Source organism: Azospirillum sp. TSO22-1, assembly GCF_003116015.1.
Taxonomy (GTDB): Bacteria; Pseudomonadota; Alphaproteobacteria; order Azospirillales; family Azospirillaceae; genus Azospirillum.
This window is the reverse complement of record NZ_LGQZ01000068.1, coordinates 1-12294: the sequence shown is the minus strand read 5'-3', so window position 1 is coordinate 12294 and position 12294 is coordinate 1. Positions and strand designations below refer to the sequence as shown.

Annotated in this window: 16 protein-coding genes; 8 read left to right on the top strand and 8 right to left on the bottom strand. The window is 71.2% G+C overall.

All coding sequences use genetic code 11. The features are described from left to right. Positions 1-145 precede the first annotated feature (145 nt). The 5 genes from TSO221_RS17765 to TSO221_RS17745 all read right to left on the bottom strand — a co-directional run bounded on the left by TSO221_RS17765 (position 146) and on the right by TSO221_RS17745 (position 4076). Positions 146-811 carry a hypothetical protein gene (locus TSO221_RS17765; protein ID WP_146208838.1) on the bottom strand — a complete coding sequence of 222 codons (666 nt, stop codon included), beginning with the start codon at positions 809-811 and terminating at the stop codon, positions 146-148. A 266-nt stretch (positions 812-1077) separates the two neighbouring features. Beyond that, on the bottom strand, positions 1078-1263 hold the full coding sequence (locus tag TSO221_RS17760; protein ID WP_109119852.1) for a hypothetical protein: 186 nt from the start codon (positions 1261-1263) through the stop codon (positions 1078-1080). 2 nt (positions 1264-1265) lie between these two features. Then, a complete protein-coding gene (locus TSO221_RS17755; protein WP_109119851.1) occupies positions 1266-1451 on the bottom strand; it encodes a hypothetical protein in 186 nt (61 codons plus the stop codon). A 62-nt stretch (positions 1452-1513) separates the two neighbouring features. After that, a complete protein-coding gene (locus TSO221_RS17750; protein WP_109119850.1) occupies positions 1514-2791 on the bottom strand; it encodes an acetylornithine deacetylase/succinyl-diaminopimelate desuccinylase family protein in 1278 nt (425 codons plus the stop codon). A gap of 172 nt (positions 2792-2963) precedes the next feature. Continuing rightward, positions 2964-4076: a branched-chain amino acid ABC transporter substrate-binding protein gene (locus tag TSO221_RS17745; RefSeq protein ID WP_109119849.1), complete on the bottom strand. Its 1113-nt coding sequence runs from the start codon at positions 4074-4076 to the stop codon at positions 2964-2966. A 99-nt stretch (positions 4077-4175) separates the two neighbouring features. Here TSO221_RS17745 and TSO221_RS17740 point away from each other — a divergent pair, with 99 nt between their 5' ends. Beyond that, positions 4176-4763, top strand: a complete 588-nt coding sequence (locus TSO221_RS17740) for a TetR/AcrR family transcriptional regulator (protein ID WP_158284126.1) — start codon at positions 4176-4178, stop codon at positions 4761-4763. Here the strand turns inward: TSO221_RS17740 and TSO221_RS17735 are convergent. Further along, positions 4726-5439 (bottom strand): TetR/AcrR family transcriptional regulator, encoded by a 714-nt coding sequence (locus tag TSO221_RS17735; RefSeq protein ID WP_109119847.1) that lies wholly within the window; start codon positions 5437-5439, stop codon positions 4726-4728. The genes TSO221_RS17740 and TSO221_RS17735 overlap by 38 nt on opposite strands. 100 nt (positions 5440-5539) lie before the next feature. Here TSO221_RS17735 and TSO221_RS17730 point away from each other — a divergent pair, with 100 nt between their 5' ends. From TSO221_RS17730 to TSO221_RS17710, 5 genes are all read left to right on the top strand, one after another. After that, positions 5540-6307 (top strand): glucose 1-dehydrogenase, encoded by a 768-nt coding sequence (locus TSO221_RS17730; protein ID WP_109119846.1) that lies wholly within the window; start codon positions 5540-5542, stop codon positions 6305-6307. Between the two features lie 12 nt (positions 6308-6319). Beyond that, on the top strand, positions 6320-7516 hold the full coding sequence (locus TSO221_RS17725; RefSeq protein WP_109119845.1) for an acyl-CoA dehydrogenase family protein: 1197 nt from the start codon (positions 6320-6322) through the stop codon (positions 7514-7516). A gap of 2 nt (positions 7517-7518) precedes the next feature. After that, positions 7519-8541 (top strand): phosphotransferase family protein, encoded by a 1023-nt coding sequence (locus TSO221_RS17720; RefSeq protein WP_109119844.1) that lies wholly within the window; start codon positions 7519-7521, stop codon positions 8539-8541. Between the two features lie 146 nt (positions 8542-8687). Then, positions 8688-9029, top strand: a complete 342-nt coding sequence (locus TSO221_RS17715; protein WP_109119883.1) for a DUF6285 domain-containing protein — start codon at positions 8688-8690, stop codon at positions 9027-9029. Continuing rightward, entirely contained in the window at positions 9026-9742 is a 717-nt protein-coding gene (locus TSO221_RS17710) for a histidine phosphatase family protein (protein ID WP_109119843.1), read from the top strand. The genes TSO221_RS17715 and TSO221_RS17710 overlap by 4 nt, the downstream gene beginning before the upstream one ends. A gap of 8 nt (positions 9743-9750) precedes the next feature. Here TSO221_RS17710 and TSO221_RS17705 read toward each other — a convergent pair whose 3' ends face one another. Both TSO221_RS17705 and TSO221_RS17700 read right to left on the bottom strand, forming a co-directional pair. Continuing rightward, entirely contained in the window at positions 9751-10206 is a 456-nt protein-coding gene (locus TSO221_RS17705) for an SRPBCC family protein (protein WP_109119842.1), read from the bottom strand. Continuing rightward, a complete protein-coding gene (locus TSO221_RS17700; protein WP_199229520.1) occupies positions 10203-10457 on the bottom strand; it encodes a hypothetical protein in 255 nt (84 codons plus the stop codon). The genes TSO221_RS17705 and TSO221_RS17700 overlap by 4 nt, the downstream gene beginning before the upstream one ends. A 168-nt stretch (positions 10458-10625) precedes the next feature. On the opposite strand from TSO221_RS17700, the gene TSO221_RS17695 reads away from it, so the two are divergent. Further along, positions 10626-11816, top strand: coding sequence for an MFS transporter (locus TSO221_RS17695; RefSeq protein ID WP_109119840.1), 1191 nt, complete (start codon positions 10626-10628; stop codon positions 11814-11816). Between the two features lie 52 nt (positions 11817-11868). Then, the coding region (locus TSO221_RS17690; protein WP_109119839.1) for an acireductone dioxygenase at positions 11869-12294 on the top strand (426 nt) is incomplete at its 3' end.

Below are 12294 nucleotides of genomic sequence, written 5' to 3'. Positions count from 1 at the left end.
TGCGGCCGGATGTGGCGTGACGGGACTATGGTCTCGGAAAGCGGTGTGCACGCACGCGCAGGGGCCGTAAGGGAAAGGTGAACTGAACAGCCCCTGCACACTGTTCCACGGTGTTCCACACTGTTCCATATCGGCAGGAACAGCGTCAGCGCGGTCGTCGGCCGCTCCGGCGGCTTGGCGGTCCGGTCCCAACCGGCGACGGGAGTCCTTGCAGCACGTCCTCGGCGATGCGGCGGGGCGCCGGGGCGATGCCGAAGGGGCAGGCGCCGGGCGGGCCGATCTCGATCAGGGGCATGTCGCGCTCCACCCGCGTGCCGTCGCGCATCAGGCCGGTCAGCACGCCGTCCTGCGGCGCCCACAGCAGCGCGTTGCCGACCATGCCGACGAATTTCCCGCGCGGCACCCATGCACCAATGGACAGCAGCGTGCGGAACAGGCCGCCCATGGGGGAGGTGAGCACGACGCTGCCGTCCGGCAGGCCGGGATCGTGCGGACGCGCATCGACGACGGCGCGCCAGGGTGCCGCGGTCAGCGCCGCATCGGCGTCCATGCAGAGCACCGGGATGGTCGGGGCGCGAAACAGGCTCTCCCCGATTTCGGCCGGGTCGCGCAGGCGGTGCGCGCCGATGCCTTCCAGGCGGGCGAAGCCCTCGATGGCCGCGTCGGCGAAGCTGTGGCCGCGGCGCAGCACGCGCTCCGGCGCCTCGTCGTGCAGGGCCACCGCGCAGCCGGCGGTGAACAGCCAATAGGCGACGGCCGAGCCGACCTCGCCCAGCCCGCGCACCAGCACCGGCCCATGACGGGATGGCATGGGGACAGCGGGATCGGAGTCCCGCACCACGGTGGCTCCCGGGTGAATCGGACGGACATGCGGGCGCGGGCGCATGGCGAACCTCCTCTGCGAAAGGGGTGCGGCGGCCTCTCCGGAAAAGCGCCGTTGCTATCCGATAAGGTTCTTGACCGGGCTTTGGTTCCCGATGGAGCACCGCAAGAAAGCAGAAGGGGAGCAAAACGCAAGCGGGCCGCGACGACGCGGCCCGACGGGACTTCGGTGTTTGCGATGGTGACGGCCGCGGCTTACGCCTTGCGGTCGGGATCGTGCGAGTGGCGCGCGTCGCGCTCGCCGCCGCCGCCGGATGTGCGGCTGCGGTCGGGGTTGGTCGGCTCGCCGGGCTTGGGGCCGGCGCGGTCTTCGGTGGTCTGCTTCTCGTCCACCCGGTTGTCGGTCTGCGTGGCGGGCCGGCCGTGATCGGACTTGGTCATGGTCAACGGTCCTGCTGGTGGCCCTGATGGGTGGTGTTGATCCTGGTGTTGCCGGTGCGGCCCTGCTGGTCCGCGTTCTCCGGCACGCCGCGGTTCGGGCCGGCGGTGTCGGCCTCGACCTCGGGCGCGCCGCCGGGGCCCTTGTCGCTGCGGCCGGCCGGCGGCACGGGGGGCATGTGCTTGGTCATGGGTCCACCTCCTCGCGGGTTCGGACCCTGGACAACAGGAACCCGGCGCGGCGGTTCCCGCGTCAGCGGCGCAGCAGGTCGAGCGCCGCCATCGCCATGACCTGCGCCGAGTGCACCATGTCGTCGATGCCGACGTACTCGTCCGGCTGGTGGGCGAGGTCGAGGATGCCGGGGCCGTAGGCGATGCAGTCCTTGAGGTGTCCCACACGGACGATGTGCTTCTGGTCGTAGGTGCCGGGCGACACCACGTGCTCCGCCTTGCGGCCGAGCACGGTTTCGATGGCGGCCTCCACGGCGCGGACGACGGGCGAGTCCGCATCGGTCATCGTCGGCAGGAAGGCCAGCACCTCGCGCAGGTCGTAGTCGAAGCCGGGGCGGGTGCGGCGCAGCTCGTCGAGGATGGCGACGATCTCGCCCTTCACCTCCTCGGGGTCCTCCTCGATCAGGTAGCGGCGGTCGATCACCATGCGGCAGGAGTCCGGCACCATCGGGCTCGGCAGCCCCTCGCGGTTCTCCACCTGCCCGCCGTGGATGGCGTTGATGTTGATGGTGGACTGCCGCGCCCCCTCCGGCACCACGGGCATGGCCGTGCGCTTGGCGGCGAGGCGGGGGATCAGCTCGTGCTCGATGCGGTGCAGCACCTCGCCCATGTGGCGGATCGCGCAGTTGCCGAGGAACGGCATGGAGCCATGCGCGACGCGGCCCTTGGTCTCGATCTCGGCCCACCAGACGCCGCGGTGGCCGATGCAGACGCGGTCGACGTTCAGCGGCTCGGGGATGATGACGTGGTCGACGCGGGGCTTGGAGAACCAGCCCTTCTTCGCCAGGTAGCCGACGCCGCCGTAGCCGCCGGACTCCTCGTCCACCGTGCCGGAGATCTCCAGGGCGCCCGGGAAGGGCAGGCCGGAATCGAGGATCGCCTCGACGGCGATGATCGATGCGGCGATGCCGCCCTTCATGTCGCAGGCGCCGCGGCCGTAGACCTTGCCGTCCTTCACCACGCCGCCGAACGGGTCCACCGTCCAGCCGCGCCCGGCCGGCACCACGTCGATGTGGCCGTTGAAGTGCACGCAGGGGCCGGGGCTGCCGCCCTCGATGCGGGCGATGACGTTGGTGCGCGGGTAGCGGTCGCTGTCGCCGGTGACGCCCTCGGCGCGGACGTACTCGACCCGGAAGCCGCGCGCGGCGAGGCGGCGGCCGATGAACTCGGCGCACTCGGTGTAGACGTCGCCGGGCGGGTTGACGGTGGGGATGCGGATGAGGTCGCGGGTCAGCTCGACCAGCTCGTCGGTGCGTCCGGCGATCAGGCGGGACAGCGTGTCCTGTTGGGCGAGCGGCATCGGTCCTCCCAGACTTCCCTTGTGTATTGCCCCCACCCTAACCCTCCCCCGCTCTCGGCGGAACCTTTGGTTCCGCCTGCCGCGTCAGGCGGATCGAAGATCCGCCGTGAGCTGGGCGGGGGAGGGAATTTAACTCCTCCCCCCGCCCAGCGGGGGGAGGTTGGGAGGGGGGTTACATTTCCCGATAGTTCCCGTCGTGCCAGACATAGATCGAGTAGGCGGGGTTCTTCACGTCGCCCTTGGCGTCGAAGCTCAGCGGCCCCAGCACCGTGTCGCTCGGCGCGCCCTCCTTGAGGGCCTTGGCGACGGCCTCGGGCTTGGCGGCCTTGGCGCGCTCGATGCCGCTGGCGATCACCTGCACGGCGGCGGTGCTGAACAAGGTGAAGCCCTCGGGGTCGAACCCCTGCGCCTTCATCTTCTCCACCGTCGCCTTGGCGGCGGGGACGTTGCGCGGCTCCTTGGGGAAGCTCATCAACGTGCCCTCGCCGGACGGGCCGGCGATCTTCCAGAACTCCGGGCTGGCCAGCGAATCACCGGTCATCAGCGTGGCGTTCAGGCCCTGATCGCGCGCCTGACGGATCAGCAGCCCGGCCTCGCCGTGGTAGCCGCCGAGGTAGATGATGTCGACGCCGGTCTGCTTGAGCTTGGTGACCAGCGCGGAGAAGTCCTTCTCGCCGGCGGTGATCGCCTCGTAGGTGACCTCCTGGAGGCCGCCGGCGTTCATCGCCTTCTTCACCTCGTCGGCGAGGCCTTTGCCGTACGCCGACTTGTCGTGAAGGATGGCGACGCGCTTGCCCTTCCTGGTGTCGGCCAGCCATGTGCCGACGAAGGTGCCCTGGGCGTCGTCGCGGCCGTAGGTGCGCATGACGGTGTTCCAGCCGGCCTTGGCGGCGGCGTCGGTGAAGTTCGGCGCCGACGAGGCCGGGCTGATCATGAACACCTCGTTCTCGCCGTAGACCTGCGAGGCGGGGATGGACGAGCCGGAGCAGGCGTGGCCGACCACGAACTTCACGCCCTTGCTGACCAACTGGTTGGCGACGGCGACCGCCTGCTTGGGATCGCACTGGTCGTCGCCGACCTCGATCTTCAGCGTGTTGCCCTGCACGCCGCCCTTGGCGTTGATCTCGTCGATGGCGGCCTGGACGCCGCGCTTCATCTGCTCGCCGATGGCGGCGAGCTGGCCGGTCATCGGGCCGACGACAGCGACGCTCAGCTCCGCCGCCTGCAACGGACCGGCGGCGACGCCGGCCAGCAGCGCCATGCCCAACAGCACACTCCGCCTCATGCTTTCCTCCCCGTTTCTGGTTTGCGTTCTGCTAAGACCATACAGAACAGCATGGGGCGGCGCTCGCGCGGGCGTCAAGCGGGGCGGGGGGCGCAGGGCATGGCGAAGAAGGACGGAGGAGCGGCGGCCGAACGCCTGAGCCGCGCCGACTGGATCGCCGCCGCGCGCCGCGCGCTGGTCGAGGGCGGCATCGCCGAGGTGAAGGTCGACCGGCTGGCCGCCCGCATCGCGGTGACGCGCGGCAGCTTCTACTGGCACTTCAGGAGCCGGGCCGAACTGCTCGACGCGCTGCTGGAGGAATGGCGGCACGCCAACGTCGAGCCGTTCCTGCGCGTCGAGGCGGGCGAGGCGCCGCCGCTGCTGCGCCTGAAGCGCTTCGTCGGGGTGTGGCTGGGCGCCGACGCCTTCGACCCGGACCTCGACTCCGCCATGCGCGACTGGGCGCGCGGCTCCAAGCGGGTGGCCGCCCTGGTGCGCGCCGCCGACGCCACGCGCACCGACGTCCTGCGGCGGATCTTCCAGGCGCTGGGTTACGGGCCCGACGAGGCGGAGGTGCGGGCGCGCGTCACCTACTACCATCAGGTCGGCTACTACGCGCTGGGCATCGTCGAGAGCCGGAAGGTGCGCGAGGCGTTGTTCCCCGCCTACTTCAAGGTGCTGTCGGGCTTCGATCCGCCGGAGGGGTGACGGCCGCCTCGACAAAGGCGATCACGCTGCGCGCGTACCGCTCGGGCGTCACGCCGCGGCGGCGATACTTGCTCCGCTTGACGTACCAGTCCTGCAGCAGCGGCTTCACCAGGGCGGCGGTCATCGTCACGTCGGCCACCCGGAACACGCCCCGCGCCACGCCGTCGGCCAGGATGTCGGCGATCAGCGCCTCGGTCGCCAGCTCGCTGCGCGTCGCGGCGTCGCGGCCGGCCTGGGGGAAGGCCTTGGCTTCCATGTAGGCGAAGGTGAACCAGGGCTGCATCGCCTCGGTCAGATAGACGTGCGTCTCCAGCAGCCAGCGCAGGCGGGCGCGCGGATCGCCCGCGAGGTCCGGCGGCGGGGCGCCCAGCACCTCGTCGACCGCCGCCGCCACGGTGTCGAGGATCATCATCAGCAGCGTCTCCTTGCCGTCAAAGTAGGCGTAGAGCCCGCCCATGCTGAGGCCCGAGCCCTCGGCCAGATCGCGCAGGCTCATGGAATGGAAGCCCTTGCGGTTGGCGATGGTCAGCGTCGTCTCGACGATGCGGGCGAGGTTGGCGACCGCCACGTGCGGTTTCTTGATGCGGACGATCTCGCGATGGCGCTCCAGCAGGCGGGTGCACAGACCCTCCATCGACAGGTCCCGGCCGGACTGGAATTCGTTCAGCGTGCCCATACCGTCTCTCCTGTTGCGCCGCCCGGCGCGCCCGCATAAAATAGCGAGCGCTCGCTCGATTTTTCCAGCGGAAACGGCGCGGAAGCAGGGGAGGCAAACCGTGAGCTTCGAGGTGGACCTGACCGGCCGCGCCGCGCTGGTGACCGGGGCGTCGAGCGGCCTGGGGCGGCATTTCGCGCAGGTGCTGGCCCGTTCCGGCGCCAAGGTGGCGCTGGCGGCGCGGCGCATCGAGAGCCTGGAGCGCGTCCGCGAGGACATCGTGCGCGACGGCGGCGAGGCGGTGGCCGTGCCGATGGACGTCACCGACGCCGCCTCGGTGCGTGAGGCGGTGGCCGACGCCGCCGAGGGGCTGGGCGGGCTGGACATCCTGGTCAACAACGCGGGCACCACGCTGACCAAGCCGGTCCTCGACATCGGGGAGGCGGAGTGGGACGGCGTGCTCGACACCAACCTCAAGGGCTGCTTCCTGGTGGCGCAGCAGGCGGCGCGCGCCATGCGCGAGCACGGGCGCGGCGGCAGCATCGTCAACGTCGCCTCGATCCTCGGGCTGCGGGTGGCCGGGCAGGTGGCGCCGTACGTCACCTCGAAGGCCGGGCTGATCCAGCTGACCAAGGCGATGGCGCTGGAGTTGGCGCGGCACCGCATCCGCGTCAACGCGCTGTGCCCCGGCTACATCGAGACCGACCTCAACCGTGATTTCTTCGCCTCGGAGGCGGGGCAGGCGCTGATCAAGCGCGTGCCGCAGCGCCGGCTCGGTCAGCTGGAGGAGCTGGACGGGCCGCTGCTGCTGCTGTGTTCCGACGCCTCGTCCTTCATGACCGGCTCGGTGATCGCCGCCGACGGCGGGCATCTGGTCAGTTCGCTTTAGACGGAGACACCCATGGACTTCGCCCTGTCGCCCGAGATCGACGACTACCGCCGCCGCGTGCGCGCCTTCGTGAACGATGAGATCCTCCCGGTCGAGGCGGATCGCGCCAACTGGGACGAGCACGGGATGATCGCCCTGCCGGCGCTGGAAAATCTCCGCGCCAAGGCGAAGGCGGCGGGGCTATGGGCCTTGCAGATGCCGAAGGCACGCGGCGGGCAGGGGCTGCCGGTGGTCGGCATGGCGGCCTGCTACGAGGAGATGAACCGCTCGATCTTCGGGCCGGTGTGCTTCAACTCCTCGGCGCCGGACGACGGCAACATGATGGTGCTCAACAAGGTCGGCACCGAGGCGCAGAAGGAGCGCTGGCTGCAGCCGATCATCGACGGCAAGGTGCGCTCCGCCTTCGCCATGACCGAGCCGCATCCGGGCGGCGGTTCGGATCCCTCGATGATGCTGACGACGGCGGAGCGCAAGGGCGACCGCTGGGTGGTGCACGGGCGCAAGTGGTTCATCACCGGGGCCGAGGGGGCGCAGCACTTCATCCTGATTGCCCGCACATCCGACGACAAGCGCAAGGGGCTGACCGCCTTCCTGTTCGACAAGGACCAGCCGGGCTGGGAACTGGTGCGCCGGATTCCGATCATGGGGCCGGAGGAGCACGGCGGCCACTGCGAGATGGCGTTCGACGGGCTGGAGATCCCCGGCGAGAACGTGCTGATGAACGTCGGCGACGGGCTCAAGGTGACGCAGATCCGCCTGGGCACGGCGCGGCTGACCCACTGCATGCGCTGGACCGGGCTGGCCAAGCGCTGCCTGGAGATCGCCGGGGCCTACGTCAAGGAGCGCGAGAGCTTCGGCATGACGCTGGCGCAGCACGAGGGCGTGCAGTGGATGCTCGGCGACGCGGCGATGCAAATCGAGCTGGGCCGGCTGATGGTCATGAAGGCGGCGTGGACGCTGGACCAGGGCGGCTTCGCCAAGAAGGAGCTGTCCATGGCCAAGGTGCTGATGGCCGACACGCTGTTCAAGGCGGCGGACACCGCCATCCAGCTGTGCGGCGCCCGCGGCTATTCCAAGGACACGGTGCTGGAGTGGATCTACCGCTACGCCCGGCAGGCCAAGCTGGTGGACGGCGCCTCCGAGGTGCACAAGATGGTGCTCAGCGGCTTCTACCTGAAGGAAGGCGACGGCTTCTGGAGCTGGGGATGAGCATGAGCGGGCTGATCAACGAGGAGACGCGGCCGCGGCTTGAGGCATGGCTGGCGGAACAGCTGGGCGCGACCAGCGTCGCCGTCGACGACGTCAGCCGGCTGAGCGGCGGCGCCATTTCGGAGAATCTGGCGCTCACGCTGGCCGTGCAGGGCGGGCGGCTGGACGGGCGGCACGCGGTGGTGCTGCGCGCCGCGCCGCCCATGGAGGTGTCGGCCAGCCTGAACAAGGCGCAGGAGTTCGCCGTGCTGCGCGCCGCCTTCGCGGCCGGCGTGGCGGCGCCGGAGCCCATCGTCGCGTGCGAGGACAAAGGGCTGCTCGGCCGTGCCTTCTACGTCATGCGGCGGGCCGAGGGCGTCGCGGCCGGCTTCCGCGTGGTCAAGACCGACGAGCCGCAGCGCGAACTGGCCCGCGAACTCGGGCGGCAGTTGGGCAAGCTGCACTATGTGCGGCCGAGCACGCCGGGACTGGAATTCCTGCCGCGGCCGGAGCGCGGGCCGGCGCTGGACGCTGCCCGCCTGTACCGGGAGTGGGCCGGCGAGGTGGCGGAGCGCGACCCGGTGCTCGCCTACGGGCTGCGCTGGCTGGAGGTCAACGCGCCGCCGCCCGGTGAGCTGGTGCTGTGCCACCGCGACTACCGCACCGGCAACTACCTGGTGAAGGATGGCGGGCTGACGGCGATCCTCGACTGGGAGTTCGCCGGCTGGTCGGACCCGATGGAGGATCTGGGCTGGTTCTGCGCACGCTCCTGGCGCTTCGGTCGGTCCGACCGCGAGGCGGGGGGCATCGCCGACCGCGCCGACCTCTACGCCGGCTACGAGGAGACGGCCGGGCGCCGGGTCGATCCGGTGCGGGTGGCGTACTGGGAGGCGTCGGCCTACCTGCGCTGGGCGGCCATCGCCATCCAGCAGGGGTGCCGCCACACCTCCGGCACCGAGCCGTCGCTGGAACTGGCGCTGACCGGCCGCATGCTGCCGGAGATCGAGCACGACCTGCTGCTGCACCTGGATTCCCTGGAGGCATAACCCCCTCTCCCGCCCCGGGAGAGGGTGGGGCCTGCTCGGAACGAGCGGGAGGGTGAGGGCAAGTCCAAGGATCCTTGATTTCACCCTCACCCGGCCGCTGCACGGCCACCCTCTCCCGGGGCGGGAGAGGGATGATGGAGGAGCGCATGAGCATCGACCAGCCGGACGCCCGCGGACTCGTGGAGATCGCGCTGAAGACCTTCCGCGAGGTGCTGCTGCCCGCCGTGCCGGCGGAGCAGCGCTTCCCGGCGCTGATGATCGCCAACGCGCTGTCCATCGCCGAGCGCGAGTTGAAGGGCGCCGCCGGCCCGGCCGAGGCGTTGAGGCGCTTGCTGGGCGAGGAGGGCGACGCCGACACGCTGTCGCGCCGGCTGTGCGCGGCGATCGACGAGGGCCGCTTCGACGGCAGCGCGGAACTGCGCCCGGTGCTGTGGGAGATCACCCGCGCGCGGCTGGTGGTCTCCAATCCCAAGTATCTGCAGAAATGACCGCCTTCACGCCGCTGGCGGGAACCGCGGCGCGGCGGCGCGTCGTGCTGATGCGGCACGGACACGTGTCGTACTACGACCCCGCCGGGCAGCCGCTGAACCCCAAGACGGCGCCGCTCACCGACGAGGGGCGGGCGCAGGTGCGCGCGGCGGCCGAGGCGCTGCGGGACGTGCCGTTCGGCCGCATCGTCTGCTCCGGCCTGCCGCGCACCCGCGAGACGGCGGAGATCGTGGCGGACGGGCGCGGGCTGGCGGTGGAGGACGATCCCGGTTTCCTGGAGATCCGCGCCGGCCGCTACCGCCTGATTCCGAAGGAAGAACGAACCGCGGCCTACCTCTACGGCTTCGATGGCGCGCACCTCCCCGGCGCCCGCTTCGCCGGGGGCGACGTGATTGCCGAGGTGCGGGCGCGCGTCGTCGCGGCGCTGGAGCGGTGGCTGGCGGAACCGGACTGGACCCATCTGCTGCTGGCGGCGCACGACGGGGTGAACCGGCTGCTGCTGTCCTGGGCCTGCGGCGCCGGGCTGTCGGCGGTGGGCAGCTTCGATCAGGACTACGCCGCGTTCAGCGTGCTGGATTTCGACGTGGAGGAGGGGCGCGTCACCCGCCGCATCCTCAAGGCGGTCAACGTCACGCCGGGCAACCTGTCCAAGGTCGGGCGGCACGAGACCGGCATGGAGCAGGTCTTCCGCCCGCTGCTGGCGCTGGACTGACGCGCCGGTCAGGCCGGCGTGCGCAGGCACGCTTCCAGCAATGGCTTCCAGCCGTCGATCATGGCGCGGAAGGCGTCGTCGGTCAGCGCGGCGAGCGTCGCGGCGCCCGCGTCGGAGAGGGCGGTGTAGGCGTAGGCGATGGTGGCGCGGGTGCGCCCTGGACCGGCCGCGTCGCAGGCCACATCGACGAAGCCGAAGCGTGACCCCGGCGTCACGCGGGCGTAGCGGACGCGGTGATGCTCCGGCTCCCAGCGCACGCAGCTCCACAGCGTGGTCTCGCCGCCATGGCCGGTGCGGAAGACCATGCCGTCCTGCGTGTCGCCGGAGGGCGGGTGCAGGAACTCCGGCTCCCACCCCGCCACCCAGCGCCGCTCGCCGAGCGGCGTGAGCAGGGGGAACACCCGGTCGGCCGGGGCGTCCACCACGATGGCGTGGCGGCGCTCGATGTGCGTGGAACCGGTCATGCCTGTCCTCCCTCCTCGTCCCGCAAGGCGTGGCTGTCGGCCGCGGTGAGATCGAGGCCGTAGATCCGCTTGAGCTCGGCGATGGTCTGCTGCGTTTCCGGGCCGAACGCGCACCGCCCCTCGAAGGCGTGCAGCACGATGCCCTCCAGCAGGTCGCCGAGGCTCATGTCCTTGTATTCGGCCAGGGCCTTGAGGACCTTCAGCATCCGCTTCTCGAGCCGGACGCCCGTCTGCACGCGTTCGACGATCATGATGCGCCTCGCCATTTATGGTACATTGGTACATCGATAACTGCCGCATTGGCAAGCGTGCTGGCGGCCGCTCATGGCTGCACCCACCGGAGCGCAGATCCCTTCCGTTGGACAGCCGGGGCGCCGCTGCCCACACTGCGCCGCACACGGACGAGGTCGGAGCACGCGGTGACGGGCGGCGAGGAGAGCGGGTTTCTGGTTGCCGGCACCCCGGCGTTCCGACGGGCACGCTGGGCGCTGGCGGTGGCGGGGTTCTCGACCTTCGCCACGCTGTGGTGCGTGCAGCCGCTGATGCCGGAGTTCGCCGCCGAGTTCGGGGTGAGCCCGGCGCAGTCCGCCCTGGCGCTGTCGCTGCCCACGGGCATGCTGGCGTTCGCGCTGCTGGTGGCGGGGGCGGTGTCGGATTCGCTGGGGCGCAAGGCGGTGATGGTCGCTTCGCTGCTGGCGTCGGGCGCGCTGGGCGTGGTCGGCGCGCTGGTGCCGGGCTGGCACGCGCTGCTGGCGGTGCGGGCGCTGGAGGGTGCGGCGCTCGCCGGCCTGCCGGCCGTCGCCATGGCCTACATCGGCGAGGAGGTCGAGCCGCGATCGACCGGGCTGATGATGGGGCTGTACATCGGCGGCACGGCGCTGGGCGGCATGTGCGGGCGCGTGCTGACCGCGCTGGTCTCCGACGTGGCGAACTGGCGCGTCGCCATGGCGGCGGTTGGCGTGCTGGGGCTGGCGGCGGCGGGCTGGCTGTGGGCCGGGCTGCCGGCCTCCCGGCGCTTCGTGCGGCGGCCGGCGGGCCTGAGCGGGCTGGCGGCGGCGTGGCGCGGGCATCTGGCCGACCCGACGCTGCGCGGGCTGTTCGCCGTCGGCTTTCTCATCATGGGCGCCTTCATCACGCTGTACAATTACGTGGGCTTCCGTTTCGCGGCTCCGCCGTTCGAGCTGCGGCCGGCGGTGGCCGGCGCGGTGTTCCTGGTCTACGTGGCGGGGGCGGTGGCCTCGCCGTGGTTCGGGGCGCGGGCGGCCAGGCACGGCAACGGGCGGGTGCTGCTGGCGGCGGTGCTGCTGAACCTGGCGGGCGTGGCGCTGATGCTGCCGGACTCGCTGCCGGCGGTGGTGGCGGGGCTGACCCTGTTCACGATGGCCTTCTTCGGCGCCCACACCATCGCCAGCGGCTGGATCGGCCAGCGCGCCCGCACGGCGCGTGCCCAGGCCTCGGCCATCTACCTGTTCAGCTACTACATGGGGGCGACGCTGACCGGCTACGCCGGCGGCTGGTTCTGGACGGGGATGGGCTGGGGCGGCGTGGCGGCGCTGGTCGGCGCCATGCTGGGGGCGGCGGCGTTGATCGCGCTGCGGTTGCGCCATTGAAAAGGAATGCACGAGAAGGCATTCTATGTCCAATCAGTAGGGAAACGGACGCATGACCAGCCTCGCCATCCATTGGGACACCGACCCGGCCACGGCGGACGTCCAGACCAGCGACCCGCTGGTGGTGTCGGCGCACCTCGCCCACGCCGGCGTCCTGTTCGAGCGGTGGGACGCCACCACCGAGCTGCCGGCCGACGCCGACGAGGCGGCGGTCTCTGCCGTCTACGGCGAGGCGATCGAACGGCTGAAGCTGCACCGCGCCTTCCAGTCCTTCGACGTGGTGCGGGTGACGCCCGACACCCCCGGCCTGGAGGCCCTGCGCGCCAAGTTCCTGGCCGAGCACACCCACACCGAGGACGAGGCGCGCTTCTTCGTCGCCGGTTCCGGCACCTTCTTCCTGCATCTGGAACGCAAGGTGTACCGGGTGCGCTGCGAGCGCGGCGACCTGATCAGCGTACCGGCGGGGGCCCCCCCCCCG